Genomic DNA, 19,157 nt, shown 5'->3' with positions numbered 1-19,157 from the left:
ACATAGCACAAGTAGACTGAGGAAAAACAGTACCCGATAGGTGCGGAACGATGGCATGCCCGGGTGTCATTAATCTGGGTTTATATTTTTATCGAGACTGGCTGCACGACTATCAGTCGAAACAGAAGTGGTTAGGTTACAGATGTACTAATTTCCTTCAACGGAAGAGCCTAAGAGTTCCCTCAAACAGAAGGCTAACCGACGCGGTTAAGTTCTTTTAATGAGTGACCCTGTTTCTGTGGACTTCAACTATTCCGTCGAATTGCCGGATGTCAGCTTGATGAGTTCTATCGGTACTCATTGTTTTCGTCCCAGTGATGTTCACGTCACCGGTTCAGTGCCACCGGTGAACGAGTTAGCGACGGCTTGTGATGGCCGAGGATAATATCTAACGATTCCAAATATTAATCGCGGTTTCCTGTTGCGGGTCGGCCCGACATTTGGAAGTATTGTGTCGCTTGTCCAAGCGTGGTACAATCTATAAAGGACTTTAACACCAACAATATTTGGGTCGATGCTGGAGAGAAGATAGGAGCCTTTAAGCCACCTCGCTATCCTGCTTCTGTCAGATGATTTCCGGGTATCGATACCGGGTATTGAGTGTCGTTGGTGCGGTCTTTATAGCCACGGCCGCTGTACTCACTGCGAACACTCTACCCGTCCAAACAGTGTTTACTACGATTCCGCCGATTATTCGACGGCTCCCGGCCGTGGTTCTCATGGGCGATAAGCTGGTGCTGACGATAACGACGACGGTCGCCGCCGTCGTGTTGAGCCTGATTCCGCTGTTCAAACCCCGGCCGAGACGTATACTTGACACGGTCCTGCTCACTCAAAAGCGAGTCCTTGTGGCAACCCTGTCGCTCGCGACCATCGGCTACTTTGACTACACGTACCGACTCCCGCGCCCAACCCTGATGTTGACGACGGTCATCTTGCTCGTCGGACTACCCGCATGGTTCGTAACGATTCGCCGCCGGCCCGCAGAAGGCCAGCGTGCGGTCATCGTGGGCGACGACCCCGAGAAAATTGCCGACATACTCGCGGTGATTGACGTACAGGCCGTCGGCTATGTTTCTCCACCGAGTCCGTACTACACCGATTACGCCCCAACTGCCAACGCGCATGCCGTCGCCGACGGGAGCGGGAAAGCGCGCTTAGGCGATCTTGACTATCTCAGCGGTCTGTCACGGTTGGACGAGGTGCTAGTCGATTACAACATCGACACCGTCGTCCTAGCGTTCACCCGGCCCGACCGTGCGGAGTTCTTCGGTGCGTTGGACACGTGCTACGAGCACGGTGTCAGCGCAAAGGTACACCGGAAACATACTGACGACGTGTTGACGGTGACGACCGGCGGCGACGACTTCCTCGTCGACATCGAACTTGAACCGTGGGACTGGCAGGATTACGTCTCCAAAAGGGCGTTCGACGTGTTCTTTGCAATGATGGGACTGCTCGCGTTCGCACCGTTCATCCTCATAATTGCGGCCGCGATCAAGTTCGACAGCGAGGGGCCGGTCCTGTACAACCAGAAGCGGACCGCCGAATTCGGCGACACGTTCACCGTGTACAAGTTTCGGACAATGATTCCCGAGCGTGAATCGGTGACACCAATCAACGACGAGGAGAACGACCGCATCACCCGCGTCGGGCGTGTTCTCCGGAAGACCCATCTCGACGAGATACCGCAACTATGGTCGATACTCACCGGCGACATGAGTGTCGTGGGACCGCGGGCTGTCTGGACTGACGAGGAGCAGCTGCTTGAGGAGGAGACCGACATGTGGCGCAAGCGATGGTTCGTCAAACCTGGACTTACGGGATTGGCCCAGATTAACGACGCTAAGAGCACAGACCCGACCGCGAAGCTCCGGTACGACCTCGAATACATCCGCCGACAGTCGTTCTGGCTCGATCTGAAAATCGTTGTTCGACAGGTTTGGAAGGTGTTCGAGGATGTTGTCAACTCGGACTCGTCGTCTGAGTAGGCACTATCTCATGCGGAACTTGTTACACATGTTTTCAGTCCGAGAGCCTCGTTCGTCCCTGTCACCGGGTTATGGGGATGCTAACAGATCATCTACCATGACTGACGTGCGTGAGGTGACTGATGACTTCCTCGCGAAGTGGCCGGACCTCCGTGACCTCCTCATGCTCAATGAGCAGGAGGATGGGTGGACCTTTGAGGAGTGTCGCTAGACTTGGGGACCTTCAGCGAATTCGTCTTTCGTGACCTCATCGTTCAGGAAGGCGACGAGTACAAACTCGCTGACCCTCGGCGGTGAGTTCGTACTTGGCAGGGAAAGGAAGCCGAACGATCAGGGCAAGTAGAACCGACGGAATCCCTCTCTAGACAATCTCGGTCCTGCAAGTGGCCTGACCTGAGTCGGGCGTGCTCAATGCTGTGCTCGCACTCGTCCCCTCGAACGACCCCTACTATCGGAACTAAATCGAATGACTCGCCGCGGATGCGACCGGTGTCTTGGATTTCATCGTGTTCTCCGGGTTCCCCGCTGAAGTGGCGAAGGGCGAACCGCTGATGGTCGTGACGCTGTAGTAGCAGACCAACCTCCTTGACGGTATCAATGCCGCCAGATGGGTGTTACGTGGTATCCTATTGTCTGCGCGCTTGTGGTCACCGTCTTTGTCCACACGTTGGCAGTTCGGATGACAGACGACCGGCGGGTCCACCTTACGCCGGCAGTGTTGCTCGCGGTGGTGCCAGTATTCGCATAATGGACCGGTTTCGGATTCGCCGACTACCCATGGCCCGCGCTGACGGCGCTCACGCTGGTCATGGTCGCAGAAGCTACCGGGAGGAACTCTCGAACGCCCGGATGGGGCTTGCCACCGCTGTCTTGAGCTTCGCCGTCGCGGGGCAGGTGCTGGTGTGGGAGGCCAGCCCCTGCTTGTCGTGGCAGTCAGATCTTCGTGACCGTGCAAAGCATCGCCGACGTTCCGCCGAGAGGTCACTGCTGGTGGGGGTGCACTGATATCGGCAGGACTGGCAATCACGCCTACAGCTCACACATTGGGCTCAAGTAACAAGCCGACGTGGTGACCTACGTTCCGGTACTACTCATAGTCGGCGTCACGGAGCTGTCGTTGGTCAAGGAAAGCATTCTCCGGGTAGGGGAGGCCCAATCCGTGCCAGTTGCGACGGTAATAGCATGTGTGTTTCGAGCGCTTTCACTCTTCTAGCCAATATTGCTTCATACTAGAGCCTCATGAGCAGATGGTTGGAGTTCCACCTGTTCAGGAGAGTGCTGGCGAGACCAAGTCGCTGTTTGTAGCAGGCCTAACGGGCTGTTACTCAGGCTAATACTAGAACTCAAGTTCGCATGGCTACTCGCCTACCGATGCTGGCGAGTCTACCGGCGTGTTCGCCGGGCGTGACTTCTAGTTTGTATGTACGGTTAGTTCTACCTCGTACTGGCAGCGCTGCAACGCCGATTTTCGGCGGTTTCACCCCGTTTATCACGGTGTTTTCGAGATATGGGTTCGTCGTCCTTGCGACGAAGTTAGATGCGCTTGTCCTCAATCGGAGAGCGTCGGGGTTCGGCTGAGGTGCCAGTACGGTTCGTGGTGGCGAGACTAAAGATATTTAACACTCGCGTGAGGGTGCGGAAATACATGAAAGCAGTCGTGCTAGCCGCGGGGGAGGGAACCCGTCTTCGACCACTGACCGAGGATAAACCGAAGGGGATGGTCGAGGTTGACGGAAAACCGATTTTGACCAGATGCTTCGAGCAGTTGGCCGAGTTGGGTGCCGACGAGTTCGTCGTCGTGGTGGGATACCGGAAGGAGGACATCATCGACCACTACGGCGACGAGGTCGAAGGCGTTCCGGTTACGTATGCCCACCAGCGCGAGCAGAAGGGACTGGCTCACGCCCTGTTGACTGTCGAGGAACACGTCGACGAAGACTTCATGCTGATGCTGGGTGACAACGTCTTCGACGCGAACCTTGACGACGTCGTCGAACGCCAGCAACGGGATGGGACCGACGCCGCCTTCCTAGTTGAGGAAGTCCCCTACGAGAAGGCGAATCGATACGGCGTCTGTGACACCAACGACGACGGCGAGATTACGAGCGTGGTCGAGAAACCTGAGGAGCCGCCGTCGAACCTCGTGATGACGGGTTTCTACACGTTCACGCCCGCCATCTTCCACGCCTGCCACCTCGTTCAGCCCTCGAGCCGCGGCGAGTACGAGATCAGCGACGCCATCGACCTGCTCATCCAGAGCGGCCGCACCATCGACGCCATCCGGATGGACGGCTGGCGCATCGACGTGGGGTACCCGGAGGACCGCGACGAGGCAGAACGTCGTCTCAGGGGCAAACGGAAAGCCACGACGACGCCGGGATCACGGTGAGTTGCGGCCCTAGTAATCAATAGCACTCGTCGGCGGAAGAAGTTTCGTTTAGAAGGACTTAAGGAGTCAAGGCGGTCGTCTTTGAATATCTCAGGTGAACGCGAAATGATCACGATTGGGTACTTCGGCAGTCATCCGCTGGGCGAAACCTGTCTGGAACTCCTGTACGAACACGACGAGACCGAGGTCAGTGCGGTCGTCACGTACCCCGAAGGCTACGATTCGTGGTGGTCGGGGTCCGTGCGTGAGGTGGCGACGGATCTCGGCTACCCGGTAATATCGACCGAGAACGAGGACCGAATCCTGGACTACGAGATCGACTACATCGTTAGCGTCTACTACCCGAACATCCTCGGGGAAGAATTGCTCTCTCACCCCTCCGAGGGGGCGCTGAACCTCCATCAGGCCGAGCTACCGCGATATCGGGGGAGCAACGTCTTTAGCCACGCGATACTGAATGCTCGCGCCGACGACCATTGGAAGTACGGGACCACCATCCACTTCATGGCCGAGGAAGTCGACGCTGGCGACATCGTCGACCGAAAATTCGTCGACATCACAGAGACCGACACCGCGCGGTCGCTCTACGAGAAGACCCGCGAAAAGTCGGTCGAACTGTTCAAGGAGACGATCCCCAAGATCGTCTCCGGCGAGGTTCACGACATGCGGATCTCCCAAGAGGAGTTCGAGGGCGAACAGTACTTCTACCCTAAGAGCAGTCTGGACGGCGAGAAGGAGATTCCACTCAAAGAACTCTGCAAGGGCGATTTCGAGACGGTGTACGACAAGATACGGGCGCTAGACTTCCCGCCGTTCAAGCCCTCGTACACGGTCGTCAACGGTCAGGAAATCCACTTGACGTTGAACTCCTACGAGGATCTCGACCTCTAACCCCGTTAGGAATCGTCACCTGAGTTTCGGGTCGCCAGCACCGATTCGTGGTATCGTTGTCTTTAAGCGACCCAAGGCTAATCCCCGATTACGTAGTTAAAGCATGACGGAACAGGTTCCATTCACCGACATTTACGTCGACGACGAAATCGTTGACCGAGCGGCGGACGTACTTGAGAGTACCCAATACGTGAAGGGCGACCGTCTTGAGAAATTTGAGGCCGAGTTCGCCGAGGCGTGCGACGTGGAACACGCCGTCGGCCTGCACAGCGGGACGGCGGCCATCCTCTGTGGGCTTCAGGCGGCGGGGATCGGGGAGGGTGATCAGGTGTTCGTCCCCGGTCACACGTTCTTCGCGACGGTCAGTCCCGTGCTCTCGGTCGACGCCGAACCCGTGTTCGTCGACGTTGACCCGGACACCTACACGATGGACCCCGTCGATCTCGAACGTAAAGTTGAGCGAGCCGAGAACCCACAGGGCATCGTACCAGTACACATCTATGGGCAGATAGCAGACATGGAGGCGATACAGGCTGTCGCTGACGACTACGACCTCGCGGTCGTCGAGGACGCATGCCAGGCTCACTTCGCCGAGCGGGACGGCCACATCGCCGGCACCGTCGGCGACGTCGGAGCCTTCAGTTTCTACCCGTCGAAGAACATGACTGTGGGAGGCGACGGTGGGATGCTGATCACCGATGATGACCAAATCGCCCGGCGGGCACGCACGTTACGGAACCACGGGCGGACCGAAGACGGGACCCACGAGGTGCTCGGTCTCAACTATCGACTCGACGAGTTCAAGGCCGCGGTCGGGCGGAGACAACTTGAGTTCGTCCGCGAGTGGAACGAGGCGCGCAACGCCGCCGCCCAGAAGTACGATCGACGCCTCTCCTCGATTCCGGAGATCACCACCCCGACCGAGGCGGCCGACAGCTTCCACGTCTATCACCTATACGTAATTCAGGTTCCGGACCGTGACGTCCTTCGGGAGCACCTTGACGAGAACGGTATCGACACCGGGGTTCACTATGAGACGCCGCCCACCGGCATCCGGCGGTCCGCGACCGCACCGAAAGCACGGAACTCGAACGGACGGAACGACTCTGTGACCGCATCCTGTCGCTACCGATGCATCCTCGGATAACCGACGAAGAAATCGACCGCGTGTGCAACGAGATTGAGGAGTACTACCGATGAACTACGGCGTGATCGGCACCGGATACTGGGGGACGAACCACGTTCGGGTGGCGGCTGAACTCCACGAGGAGGGCGTGATAGATTCGGTCGTCCTCTGCGACGTTGACGAGGAACGGGTCAGCGAGTTAGCGGAGTCGTACTCGCTGCCGTACGTCACCGACCCCGGCGAACTCCCCGACCGAGGGGTCGACGCCGTGACGCTAGCTACCCCGTCGACCACTCACCACGGGATCGCCACGAACCTCCTCGAAGCAGGAATCGACGTGTTAGTCGAGAAACCGCTCGCACTCAGCAGCGACGAGGCGTGGGACATCGTCGACACGGCCGATCGGAACGACTGCACGCTCGCAGTCGGCCACATCTTCCGGTACCACCCGGCGCTCCAGGAACTCAAGCGCCGCATCGACCGCGGCGAACTCGGCCGGATTAAGTACCTGAACACCAGTCGATTCTCGTTCCGGGTGCCGCGTTCGACCACCGGGGCGCTCTACTCGCTCGCCGTTCACGACGTCGACATCTCCAACTACCTACTCGACGGCCGGCCCGAGCACCTGTACTGCAATCTGGACTCGATCATCAGAGAAGGCATCGACGAGACGGTGACGATGGTCCTCGAGTACGACGACGCGACGAGCGTGATAAACGAGTCCTGGCAGGTCCCCGTCTTCGGGAAGGAGCGCAGTCTGACGGTCGTCGGCTCGGAGAAGGCCGCCTACATCGATTACCTCGAAGACAATGTCGTCGAGATGTACGACAGTCGCGTCGTCGAGAGCGAGGGGACGCTCGTCACCCGCGAAGAGGGCAGGAACGTCCACGAGGTGCAGAACCGCGAGCCGCTCCGCGTGGAGGTCGAGGAGTTCGTCGAAGCGTCACGGTCCGGGTCCGAAACGCGCTCTTCGGGACGCATTGGTGCCGAAGCCGTCGGGATTCTCGAACACGCAGAGCGGTCGGCAGACACGGACAGCGTCGTCACCCTATAACCGCCAACGGTAATCGGTTGAGACGGCACCCGAACGACGAAGTACAAACAACTAAATCTCGTCCGGCGAATACCCGCTCATGGACGTGTCCGCGGTCATCGCCATCCACCCCGACGACGGTCTCGACGAGTTCGAGGCCGCGGTCGAGAGTCTACTCGAACAGACGCTCCCGCCGAGCGAGCTGCTCGTCCTCTACGACGAACACGTCCGGGCGAAACAGCGGTGGCTCATCGACGACTGGGAGGCGAACCACCCGGACGTGGTCGAACCCATCGAAGTCCCGGCCTCGGACGGTCGTGGGGCGGCCCGGGCGACGGGCGTAGAGGCCGCGTCGAACGACCTTATCGCCATCATGGATTCCGACGACGTGAGTGTCGATACTCGATTTGAGCGGCAAGTGGGTTTCTTCGACCGCGTCGACGGGGTCGACGCCGTCGGGGGATACATCCAGGAGTACGACGCTGACCTCCGGACAGAGCGAGGTGTCCGGAAGGTTCCGACCGGCCTGCGGGAGATCCGCCGGTTGGCGAAGGTCCGGTGTCCGATGAACCACCCGACGGTGATGTTTCGGCGGGACGCGGTCCTCGACGCCGGCAATTACCGCGACATCGAACACGGCGAAGACTGGGACCTATGGCTCCGGATGCTCCAGAACGGCGCGCAACTCCGGAACGTCCCTGAGGTGCTGGTGAAGGCACGGACCGGCGAGGACTGGCACGACAGCCGCGGCCCCGCCATCGCGCTTGACGAAATCCGACTTCAGAGGCAGTTCGTCCGAGACGGCACCGTGAGTCCGATCGTGGCCTCAGTGAACGTCGGAGTACGGCTCCTGTTCAGACTCGTCCCCACTGACTTTCGGAAGACGATGTACGAACGCCTGCTCCGAGCCCGGTCGTCGGGGATGTGACCGGACCGGCGAGCGGCACCTATCGGTCGTCAAGGCGTTTCTGCCGGGCCTCCTCCGGGGTCCGATCCGGGATCGAATCGGGACCCCAGCCACACCACGGACACTCCTCACGGTCATCGCGCACGACGGTCGGGAACTCGCAATGAGGACACGCCTCCGGGAGAACGGGGTCGGCGAGGCGGTCCAGGAGCCTGCGAAGAGACGAACCGAAGTCGTTCAGCATATACTGGGCCGTCGACACCGAAGCGGTATGTAGCTTCGCTTTCGGCCATAGTCTTGGACGATGCTGCGATTTTCCCTTGTTATGGAGCAATATCGGGCCTGGCTAAGCAGGACAGTTGGTCAGCGAGGGTCAACGGTACCGAGAGGCTTACAGTCCAGTATAGAAACACAGTTATACAATTAGCTTAGCCCCATCTGTTATGGAACGATTCCGGTCTGTCGATTATCTCAAAGGTATCGCTATTCTGTCGATATTCGCCATTCACTCTTTCGACACCCCACGTCCACCGGTTTTCTATGAAGCTGTCATCTTCCAAGCGGTCCCACTATTTTTCCTTCTTTCGGGTTTCACATCCGGGCTTTACCTTCACAAAAACTTCAATTCTGTAAAATACTATCAGGCACGTGCTTACCGTCTCTTTCTTCCACTTTACGTCTCTATCCCCTTCGTCATCCTAAGTTACGTGGTCGCCTTCCAATTCCATCCGTCCCTCTCGGGATGGAACTACCTCGAAAGGGTCCCTCTCTGGCTCACCGGTAATCTCATCAACTTTGGTGTTGGCGCGTCTTTCCTCCCGCCATATCTCACTTGGGCAGTTCTCTTTCCTGCCATCTACTACGTCCTTACGTCTCGCCCATCTTATCATACCATCCTTGTCTTCACATTCATTCCACTCGCGTTCCTCTCACACAACCTTTACCACCTTCACAAGGAACTGTTCATCGCATTACTCTCACCACTACCCGGAAGTGACCACTGGCACGTGAAAACACTCGTCTTGAATTACCTTCCGCATCTCGCGCTCGGTCTCGCTACTGGCGCGGTTCTCGCCGTCGATGAGTGGCGGACACGGTTTACGGATAACCGCCTTTTTCCAATCTTGGGAAGTCTCGTCGCAGGTAGTTTTTACGTAATGGGATGGACTGAGGGGCGTGGCGGCTGGTCGACCGCGCACTCCCTCTCTCTACGTGAAGTTGCTATCGTTGATATGAGCATCATCTACGTCTTTGCTTTTTTCCTTCTCGGAATCTACTTTTTCGAACGGTACCAGCCTGAAATCAAAATTTTGCAGTGGTTTGGTGACTCGTCGTACCATCTGTACATCGTTCAGATGGCTGTTTTCCGTATTGGTTATAACGTAGATATCTTAGTTAACGGCCACAGCTATCTCGGATACATCGTGGCTATCTTAGTAAGTGTACCACTTACGGTCATCTTCAAGTGGGTCACGACACGCGTAGAGCGACAACTCCGACTGGTCGAAACGTTCGTTTCTTCGGCATTCCGTTGGAAGGAACTTGAGTAACACACATGTGAAATTTAATTAGTGTGCTGTGTAGTAGTTAGAAACGACGCATTCTGTAGAACATGTACTACCTTACGGGAACACTATTACAGAAAACTGTGCTCGAGATACAAGAACGCTAAAATAGAGGGAACGACAGAAGCAGAGATATGACCCACCCGAACGTGCTCTTGCTTGTCTGGGACTCCGCGAGACTCGACTACGCCGCGGAGCATGCCCCGAATCTCTCGTCTCTCGCTGAACGGAACCTCTTCTTCAAGAACGCCGTCGCACCCGCGACGTGGTCGCTACCCTCGCACGTCTCACTCTTCACCGGCGAGTACCCCCACGAACACGGCGTTCACCGCTTCAACCATACCGTCTCCCGGCTACCGCTCGTCGAACACCTCAAACGAGACGGGTACGACTGTTATGGCGTCTCTGGCAACGGCTTCGCCAGCCCCAGGATCGGCTTCGACGTCTCGTTCGACGAGTTCTACGACACTCGCAACAGCCTCCTCTACGACTCTGGACTTTCGGTCAGGTACGTCGCCAAGTCGCTACAGGAGGAGGGCAACTCGTTGCCGATGGTCGCGGCGAAGACCCTCTATAGGGCGCTTGGACACGACAAACCCTACAAGAGTCTTCGGAACTTCCTGAACGTGGCCACCTCGCATCTTGGCTCCAACTATGAGTTCCTGCAGCAGTTACCAGTGTCGGGATTCAAGCAATCGACATCGTACGACTCCGAGAGCAACACCGCCAGAATAACGAACGTCATCGAATCCCACTCGGAGGCCGACGACCCCTTTTTCATCTTCGCCAACTACATGGACTGTCACCGACCGTACGACCCGCCGTCGGACCTCCAGCGTAAACATGTCGGGGAAGTCGTCGACGATGACGAACTGACGCGACTCGATGAGGAGGTCGCCGACCCGTGGCAGTTCGTCGAACGCGTCGAGGGCGGTGACGGCATCGATGAAGAGGACCTCCGGACCATACGGCGGCTCTACGCCGGCGAGGTCGAATCCGTCGACCGCCACCTCGGCCGGATACTGTCGGCACTGGAATCCAACGGACTGCGGGAGAACACGCTCGTCGTGATAACCGCCGACCATGCCGAGAACCTCGGCAACGTGGACGCGATGGGTCGCCGGCGGATCGGCCACGAAGGGTCGGTGAGCGACGACCTCGTCCGCGTTCCGCTCGTGATCGGCCATCCCGACCTCGACGGCGAGTGCGTCGAGGAGTACGTCTCCATCAAGGACCTCTGTGGCCTCCTGACCGACGGCCGCGGCGAACTCTTGAGGAGTGGCGGCGACCGCTATGGGCCGCTATCGCCGTCCGACGGCGTCGTTCTGAGTGAGTATCCGGTCGTCGGTGGCGAGGAACTGTACGAGAAGTACCCAGACGTGCCGACGGAGTCGCTAGCTGACCGGGTCTCGGAACACAGTGTCGTCGCGTACCGTGGCGACTGGCGGGTTGTCCTCGATTCGACGGGCGAGGAGTGGGCGTGGCACCGCGGGGACGAACGACCGCTCTCGGACGCACCTTCGACCGCGGTCGACGCCTGTCGTGACGCGCTGGCCGAACTCCAGGGAAACGTCTCGGAGGACGAGCTTTCGGACGAGGAGATCGAACAACTGGAAGCTCTCGGGTACATGTAGCGCGTCAGTCGAGTGCCAACACGTCCTCGAACTCGCGGTACCACGCTTCGAGAAAGATCACGCGCCACATGATTTTGTCGTTGACGTCGTCGTCGGACAGGACGTCAGCGACTATTTGCCGAACCTCGGGGAGGTCAACGAACCTGCTACAATACGGTTCGGCATCCAAGAACCAGTCCTGTAACAGCGCCTTCACGCCGTCGTCGTACAACCAGCGCTCGCTGGGCGTCTCGAACCCGATCTTGTCGGTGCGCGAGAGTATCTCGTCGGGGACTGTGCCATCCATCGCGTCCCTGAAGATGGCCTTGGTCTCGCCGTCGGCGATGATGTAGGACTCGGGTAACGATGCCATAAGGTCTAGCAACTCAGGATCAAGGAAGGGGGTGCGGCCCTCGCGACTGAACCACATCGAGTTGCGGTCCTCGTACTTAAGGAGTTTCGGGAGCGTAGTGTCGAAGCGGAATTGGAGTGCGTCCTGAAGCGACCCGATGTTGGAGATCTTGGTGAGCAGTTGCGACTGGTCGGTCTCGGCCAGCAGGTCCTCGTCGATAGGCACCCGGGAGACGTACCGTCGTTGCTGAAGCCGTATGGGGAGCGATCGTATCGCGATCAGCCCGAGCCTGTTCTTTGCACCCTCCTTCGAGAGCATCTTCAGCGTCTCGGTCACTGCGTCGCTGAGTCGCCAGTCGCTCAGTAGTCCCATGAGATAATACGAGAAGAAGTCGTCGTATCCGGCGAGAATCTCGTCAGCACCCTGTCCGTCAAGGAGGACCCGAACCCCCTCCTCGCTCGCGCGCTCAAACACGAGGTGTTGTGCGAACGACGATGGCGTGTTGGGGGGTTCGGCGAGCGCCCGGACGTAATCGGAGAACTTTTGGAGAAAGTCCTCGGCGGTGGGGTGGACCTTGTTCGTCCGGATGTCCTTCTCGGACGCCATCACGTCGACGTACTCCTCTTCGTCCTTCTCGAATCCCGGATACACAGCTGAGAAAGTCTCGATACCGTCCTCGACGGTGGCCGTGACTGCCGAGGAGTCGATACCGCCGCTCAGACAGGATCCGACCGGAACGTCGCTCACCAGCCGTCGCTTGACCGCCGCGGAGAATCGATCGCGGACCTCCTCGACTGCCGCCTCGTAGTCGCCCCCGAACTCCCGTTCTCCTTCGAAACGCCACCACTCAGTCGGTTCGATAGTGGGGTCGTCGACGTCGATGCGGGCGTAGTGGCCTTTGGGGAACGAGTGTATCCCCTCGAAAAACGTCTCACGCTCAGAAACAGTGTCGCCGTACAGCAGATAGTCCCGGACGATTTGATCGTTTATCTCGAACGTCGGTTTGAGCTTCAGAAGCGAGTTCGGGGTCGAGGCGAATGCAATGCCCTCGTCCACCTCGGTGTAATACAGCGGCTTGATGCCCGCGTGATCGCGGGCGACGAACAGTTCGTCGGTAGACGAATCGAACACGACGAACGAGAACATCCCGTTGACCCTGTCGAGGAACTCAGGACCCCACTCGTCGTAGGCGTTGACGATAACCTCCGTGTCCGTGTCGGACGAGAACGTGTAACCGCGATCAGTCAGTTCGCTTCGGATCTCCCGATAATTGTAGACCTCCCCGTTGTACACGATGACGTTGTCGTCGTTCGACCGCATGGGCTGGTTGCCCTCTGCGGACAAGTCGATGATCGACAGTCGCCGATGCCCAAGGGAGACGCCGTCTGAGACGAGGCGACCAGAATCGTCCGGACCCCGATGGTCCTGACAGGCGTTCATCTCCGAAATCAGGTCGTCGTCCTCCCAGGACAAGGCGACGATTCCACACATACTGTTCACCAGCGACCGACCGATAATAAGCGCTTTGAAGCTAAAACCAGAGATAGACAGCCTATACTAGCTGTCATCGGCCGTGACACGGGGAAAAGACATTCCACAAGCGTAATGAGGCAGTTACGAATATGATGGGGTGATATCCGCGACCACGTCGGAGTCGGAGGTAACTGATAGGAGATGTCGGACGCCAGTAGTGAACTCGAACGGCTCATTTCGAGCGCCGTGCTCGTCTTCGTCGGAACCCTGTTCGGGGCGGGGTCGAAGCTGTTGGAACGGGTCATCATCGGTCGGTTCCTCTCCGTGGACGTCTACGGTGAGGTGAGCGTGTTGCTATCGCTCATGTCCGTTTGCGTCGTGGCATCATTGTTCGGACTGGTTCAGGGCGTCCCCCGATACATGTCCCGTGACGAGGACCCCGCAGTGAAGCGGGGGACGTGGTGGTCGGGGACCAGTATCTCGCTGGCACTCTCGGCGGTAGTCACGATTCTGCTTGTAGCCAACGCGGGAGTGCTCACCGAGTACTTCCTTGACGGGCAGGTTGGCCACGCGACGGTGCAACTGTTACTGCTGTCCGTCCCGTTCGTCGTCGGCCTTCGCATCGTGGTCGCCGGAATCCGAGGGATGGAAAACACGAACTTCAGAGTTCTCGTAAACGACGCCTTCTATCCGGGGCTGCGGATACTGCTACTGACCGTCCTGCTGCTCGCCGGGGTCGGCAGCGCCGCCGTCGGACAGGCGTACCTGTTCGCGTCCGCCGCGGCGTTCCTGCTCGGCGCGCTCCTGCTCCATCGACTCGTGCCGCTAGTCGGCCCGGTGGAGACGGACGTGAACGAACTAGTTCGGTTCTCGGTGCCGCTGATGCTCTCGTCGATCTTCGACGTGATGTTGCTCCGGACCGACACGCTCCTCCTTGGCCTGCTCTCGACGTCGTTCGCGGCCGGCCTGTACAATGCCGCGTATCCGTTAGCTCACGGTCTACTGATCGTCCTTCGGGCCTTCGGGTACCTCTACCTCCCAGTCGCGTCGCGGCTCGACGCAAACTCCAAGCGTGATTCGATGGAGCGGGTGTACCAGATGACGACGAAGTGGATAGTCGTGGTGACGTTCCCGCTACTGGCACTCCTGTTGGTGTATCCCGAGACTGTCCTCGCGTTGCTGTTCGGGGAATCCTACCGGCCGGCCACGCTCGCGCTTGTCGTCCTCGCGGCAGGGTTCTTCGTCAACGCATTCTTCGGTCGGAACATCGAAACCCTGTCGGCGCTCGGGGACACTCGAACGGTCTTCGTCGGCAACGCCGCGGCATTCGTGTTCAATGTTGTCTTTAACGTCGTCTTCATCCCGGTGTACGGGATCGAAGGCGCAGCCGTCATCTCGGCTCTCTCGTTCACCATCCAGAACCTTTACGTGAACGGGATTCTCTGGAGGCGGTTTTCCATCAAGCCGTTCACCGTGGGATCCTACCGATTGTTTCTCACGCTATCCGGTGCGATCCTGTTCATGTACCTGCTCAAGGCCGTCGTCAACGTTCGGCCGCGGGTGCTGGTTCCGGTGTACGCGCTCTCGCTCGCGGGAGTCCTCTGTGCGATCGCGGTCGTCACCTGTCTCGAAACCGAGGACCTGCTACTCGTCTCGTATATGGAGGACAAACTCGGCGTCGACCTCCGTTTCGTCCATCGGTTCGTGCGGAGATAGCCGTCGAGCGAGGGGCGACACTACAACAGGAACTGTAGGAACAAGAGACCGGCTGCGAACGTTGGTACGCGGCTACGGTCCGCCGGTTAGGCCGCGATACAGGTCCAAGAGTCGTTCTTTCTCCTGGTCCCAGCAGTACTCCGACTTGACGCGGTCGCGCCCGTTTTCGCCCATCTTGTGGAGACCCTCGACGTTCCCGGTGAACCGCTCGACGATGTCGGCCTGTCCGGACGTGTTTGACGCGTCGACCCTGAAACCGCAGTCATCGGGAAGGTACCGGCGCATTCCCACGGTGTCGGTCACCATCACCGGCGTACTGGCGGCCAGGTACTCGAAGACCTTGTTCGGTACGCAGTACTCGTACAGTTCCTTGTCGGCCAGCGCCAGACCGAGGTCGGCCGTCGAGAGGTACGAGAAGATGTCCTCGTAGTCGACGTAGCCGAGAAGCTGAACGCGGTCGCCGTGGGCTGACCGCTCGAGGCGGTCGTTTACATTGGCCTCGAACGACGGCTTGTTGAATCCGCCGATGACCCAGAGTTCCGAATCGATACCGCGCTCGCGGGTTTCCTCCACGAGATCGATCATCCGCATCAAGCCGTGGTTACCCCCGAACGAACCCACGTAAACCATCGTGAGATCTGCCCTCGGTTCGACGGGCGGGTCGGAAATCGTGATATCGCCAATGCGCGGGAAGTTCCGGATGAGGTGGACGTTCTCGTGACCGCGTTCGGTGAACTGGTCCTCTATCCAATCGGTCGCGGGGACGATCGCGTCGAACGGCTGCGAGAAGGCCGATTGAACAAACGGAAAGAGTTTCGCCAGCGGCACGGAAACAGGGTCGGGAATCCAGTCGCGGCGCGTGATGACCGTGTCGTAGTCCTCGTGGACGTCGTACACGACTTTAGCGTCGGTGGTCAGTTTCAGTAGTATGCCGACGGGGACAAGTTCCGGGTCGTGAAAGTGATAGACGTCGGCGTTGAGTTCGGTGGCCACCCTGTACGCCGACCAGACGTCCACCCACCGCTCCGTTCTAGTGTCTGCGCTCCCGAGGGACCGAATCCGTATGCCTTTCTGGGTCTCGTCCTCAGGGTGGTGAGTGACGAACGTGACGTCGTATCCGGCGTCGGCCAACGCCTTCGACTCCCGATAGAAGATGCGAGGGTCGAAAGTATAATGGGCGGTCGAGAGGATACACACCGTGGTCATACTGTACCGAGGTAAGTGATGGTACGCGTATTTAGCTTCTGGTATAGGTCGTGACAGCCACTCCCGATTCCAGCCTGCTTCGTAAGGCCTATATCCGGAAGGTCAGTCTCAACGCTATATGCTGGCTCGCTCTCTCCGTCTTGTCGAAGCCGGAAAGCAGAGCGTAGATCGCTACGTTTCCGGAACGCCGTATCTCCTCCCGCTTCTCGTCTCGGTGTACGCCAGTCTCATCCTCAGTTCGGCGCTGTACATGGACACTGGTCACTTCCCGGCCGAGTCATTCTCGGTTGAACTGCCGAGTCTGACCGTCCTCGCCTTCAGTTATGTCGCCGTTTATCTCCCGCTCCCGTTATTCTCGAAGGAACTGCCCCGTCCATCGTATGTCATCGTGTGGTATGCCTACTTCGTCATTTACGTTCCGACGATGCTAATGATGTTTTTGACTTCCGGATTTGAGTTTCGCCAGCTACCGACGCTGTCCGCGATTTTTGTGGCGATGGTACTACTCGCCAGTATCCACAGGATTCCCCTCACCGGACTTGACCCCGGTACACGACGGTTGAAAGAGACCGTCCGTCAAAGCGGCGTCCGTCGCTTCTGGGTGTTTCTCCTGCTTAGTGTCGTGCTGTTCGTGACGATAATCCACACATTCGTCAGCATCAGTTTCGAGGTTCACAGTTTCAAGGAGGTGTACGAGGTACGGGCGGCGTACTCCGCGCGGCTAGCGACACTCTCGAACCTCAAACGCAGAATCGCCGTGTACTCCGTCCGGTGGTTCTACTTGATTGCGATGCCAGCGTTGCTAGCTATCGGATTCGTCTACCGGGACGGGAGGAGCGTGCTCTTTGCGACCGTTGGCCTCCTCATGATTTACTCCATCACCGCATACAAGTCGGCCCTGTTCCTTCCCGTTGCGTTCGTCGTCCTGTGGGTCTGTTTGAGCGGCGATACTAGCCTTTTCCCGACCTACACCGTGTCCGGACTCAGTCTGTTCATGGTCTTGTCTTTCGCCGTCGACGCCTTCATGGGAATATATCGACCGCTGACGCTCGTGAGACGGTTCATCATCACTCCAGGCGTCCACGTGAGCTATTACTACGAGTACTTCCGTAACAAGCAGCTCGTGCTCCTCTCGGACCGGATATTCGGGAGTCCCTTCTTTGAGTACCCGTTCGACCGTCCCGTACCGTTCCTCATCGGCGAACACTTCTTCAACGACCCCGGACGGCGGGTCAATGCCAACCTCTGGGCCACCGGATACGCGCAGTTCGACGTCGCAGGAATCGTGGCGTTCACCATCATCTTGATCGCCCTGCTATGGCTATACGATTCGGCATCCCGAAATCGAGGAATAAGGTTCACCGGCGTACTGTTAACTGGGTATGTGATGACGTTTGCCAACAGCGATCCGATAGTGGCGATACTTACGAACGGGTTCGGGTTCCTGATAATCGTTGCAGTCATGCTCCCCCGCGGTGCGCCTACTCCACGTAGCCCAGATTCCTGAGGTGGTCCTCCACGTCCGCGTCAAAGTCCTTGTCGGTCCCCTCAGACAGCAGGCCGCCGCGCGGTTCGATTTCGGCCAGTAACTTCTGGTGAGCGTCAGTGAGGTCGGCACTGGGTTGTCGTTCGGAGATGGTGCTGAGCGTCTCCCCGGAGTCGTCCAACACCGTGGAAACGCACACGTCGTCGTCGCCGAGTCGCGCCCCGAAGACTTTCGCATCCTCGGTTCGGACGCCGCGGTATCTGCGCCACGCGTCGCCGTCGTCGCTACGCCACTCGGAGACGAATGTCGTCGTCTCCCGGACCATATCCTCCGGTCGCTCGGCGGGTCGTCCCTCGACCGATTCGGGTGGGTCAATGTCGACCGCGCGGAGTATCGTGGGGACGAGGTCGATGAGACTCACCTGTCGGTCGACGCGGTCGCGCGACCACTTGGGGACGCTGACGACGAGTGGGACGTTGACCACGTCCTCCCAGAAGGCTGGCGGCACGTGACCCATCATCCGGTGTTTCTGGGGATCAAGGGCCTCGCCATGGTCGGCCGTGAAAACGAGCACGTCCGTTGAGGGGCGATACGCGCCACAGTCGACGAGGTCGGCTATCAACTCCGCGACCTCGTCATAGAGGTACCGACAGCTCGCGTCGAACACCGAGCGGATGGCGTCAAGTTCGGCGTCCGTGACGTCCTCACCGTTAGTCTTGATGCGCTCTCTACTGATTTTACCGAGTTCAGACCGGGAGAAGCCAGTCTCCTCTACCACGTCCCGAACGTACTCCACGGGGGGTTCGTACGGGTGGTGGGCGTCCATATAGTGGACGCGCAGGAAGTGCTGGCCGTCGTCCCACGTCCGAGCCCACTCCAGTGCTTCCTGGTTGAGCTCCTCCGCAGTCAGGTAGAAGGACTCGGTCGAGCGGACCGCACTCAACAGCGGCTTAAACAGGCGGAAGTAGGTGACTTCTGCGGCGCGGAACGCGGCGTCGGGGAAGTTATCTCGGATTACGTTCACGGCAGTTTTCTTCCACGTGGGTTTGCCCGCGTTGCCGAACTCAAACCCGTCGGTGTAGTTGTACTCCTCGCCGAACAGGAAGTTGTCCGTCCAGAGACCGCAGTCGTACCCCTCGGATTGGAGCGTCCGGGAGACGGTCCGTGGTGCGGTTCCGTCGTCTGGCAGTCCCCACCCCGGGACCGTGTCGGAGAACACGCCGGCGGCTAACCCCGGCATCGCCGAGTTGGTGTCCGACGCGGTCGCCACCGCGTTCGTGAACACCGTTCCCTCCGTCATCTCGGCTATGTGCTTTGCCTGTTTAGAGAAGGACTTCTGCGGGAGTGAGTCGGCCGAGAGAAAAATTACGTTGGGTGCGTCGCTCATAGAGGAGGGTTTCGACACGGAG

12 protein-coding genes and 1 pseudogene are annotated in these 19,157 nt (G+C 58.8%); 10 read left to right on the top strand and 3 right to left on the bottom strand.

Annotated features, from left to right (window positions below; all coding sequences use genetic code 11):
* The first annotated feature begins 569 nt into the window (after positions 1 to 569).
* From NGM06_RS18220 to NGM06_RS18185, 8 genes and pseudogenes are all read left to right on the top strand, one after another.
* On the top strand, positions 570 to 1,991 hold the full coding sequence (locus NGM06_RS18220) for a sugar transferase (protein ID WP_254268318.1): 1,422 nt from the start codon (positions 570 to 572) through the stop codon (positions 1,989 to 1,991).
* Between the two features lie 1,645 nt (positions 1,992 to 3,636).
* Positions 3,637 to 4,380, top strand: a complete 744-nt coding sequence (gene aglF, locus NGM06_RS18215; protein WP_254268317.1) for a UTP--glucose-1-phosphate uridylyltransferase AglF — start codon at positions 3,637 to 3,639, stop codon at positions 4,378 to 4,380.
* Between the two features lie 105 nt (positions 4,381 to 4,485).
* Positions 4,486 to 5,271, top strand: a complete 786-nt coding sequence (locus NGM06_RS18210; protein ID WP_254268316.1) for a methionyl-tRNA formyltransferase — start codon at positions 4,486 to 4,488, stop codon at positions 5,269 to 5,271.
* A 103-nt stretch (positions 5,272 to 5,374) separates the two neighbouring features.
* A pseudogene (locus NGM06_RS18205) lies at positions 5,375 to 6,471 on the top strand (DegT/DnrJ/EryC1/StrS family aminotransferase).
* Positions 6,468 to 7,451, top strand: coding sequence for a Gfo/Idh/MocA family protein (locus tag NGM06_RS18200; RefSeq protein ID WP_254268314.1), 984 nt, complete (start codon positions 6,468 to 6,470; stop codon positions 7,449 to 7,451). Before NGM06_RS18205 ends, NGM06_RS18200 begins: the two are co-directional and overlap by 4 nt.
* A gap of 79 nt (positions 7,452 to 7,530) precedes the next feature.
* Positions 7,531 to 8,358 (top strand): glycosyltransferase, encoded by an 828-nt coding sequence (locus NGM06_RS18195; protein WP_254268313.1) that lies wholly within the window; start codon positions 7,531 to 7,533, stop codon positions 8,356 to 8,358.
* Between the two features lie 422 nt (positions 8,359 to 8,780).
* The gene (locus NGM06_RS18190; protein WP_254268312.1) at positions 8,781 to 9,887 is read left to right on the top strand and encodes an acyltransferase family protein; all 1,107 of its coding nucleotides are present in this window, start codon (positions 8,781 to 8,783) and stop codon (positions 9,885 to 9,887) included.
* 149 nt (positions 9,888 to 10,036) lie between these two features.
* Positions 10,037 to 11,536 carry a sulfatase-like hydrolase/transferase gene (locus NGM06_RS18185; protein WP_254268311.1) on the top strand — a complete coding sequence of 500 codons (1,500 nt, stop codon included), beginning with the start codon at positions 10,037 to 10,039 and terminating at the stop codon, positions 11,534 to 11,536.
* 4 nt (positions 11,537 to 11,540) lie between these two features.
* Here the strand turns inward: NGM06_RS18185 and asnB are convergent, their stop codons facing one another.
* A complete protein-coding gene (asnB, locus tag NGM06_RS18180) occupies positions 11,541 to 13,358 on the bottom strand; it encodes an asparagine synthase (glutamine-hydrolyzing) (protein ID WP_254268310.1) in 1,818 nt (605 codons plus the stop codon).
* 183 nt (positions 13,359 to 13,541) lie between these two features.
* Here asnB and NGM06_RS18175 point away from each other — a divergent pair, with 183 nt between their 5' ends.
* Positions 13,542 to 15,056: an oligosaccharide flippase family protein gene (locus NGM06_RS18175; protein ID WP_254268309.1), complete on the top strand. Its 1,515-nt coding sequence runs from the start codon at positions 13,542 to 13,544 to the stop codon at positions 15,054 to 15,056.
* A 72-nt stretch (positions 15,057 to 15,128) separates the two neighbouring features.
* On the opposite strand, the gene NGM06_RS18170 is transcribed toward NGM06_RS18175, so the two are convergent.
* Positions 15,129 to 16,262: a glycosyltransferase family 4 protein gene (locus NGM06_RS18170; protein WP_254268308.1), complete on the bottom strand. Its 1,134-nt coding sequence runs from the start codon at positions 16,260 to 16,262 to the stop codon at positions 15,129 to 15,131.
* 118 nt (positions 16,263 to 16,380) lie between these two features.
* Here NGM06_RS18170 and NGM06_RS18165 point away from each other — a divergent pair, with 118 nt between their 5' ends.
* The gene (locus NGM06_RS18165) at positions 16,381 to 17,769 is read left to right on the top strand and encodes a hypothetical protein (RefSeq protein WP_254268307.1); all 1,389 of its coding nucleotides are present in this window, start codon (positions 16,381 to 16,383) and stop codon (positions 17,767 to 17,769) included.
* Here the strand turns inward: NGM06_RS18165 and NGM06_RS18160 are convergent.
* The gene (locus NGM06_RS18160; RefSeq protein ID WP_254268306.1) at positions 17,744 to 19,135 is read right to left on the bottom strand and encodes a sulfatase-like hydrolase/transferase; all 1,392 of its coding nucleotides are present in this window, start codon (positions 19,133 to 19,135) and stop codon (positions 17,744 to 17,746) included. The two genes, NGM06_RS18165 and NGM06_RS18160, sit on opposite strands and share 26 nt — an antisense overlap.
* Positions 19,136 to 19,157: the final 22 nt, after the last annotated feature.

It is taken from the genome of Halorussus aquaticus (assembly GCF_024218795.1).
GTDB lineage: Archaea > Halobacteriota > Halobacteria > Halobacteriales > Haladaptataceae > Halorussus > Halorussus aquaticus.
Note: the sequence above shows the minus strand (reverse complement) of the source record. Positions and strands in the feature narration are given on the sequence as shown.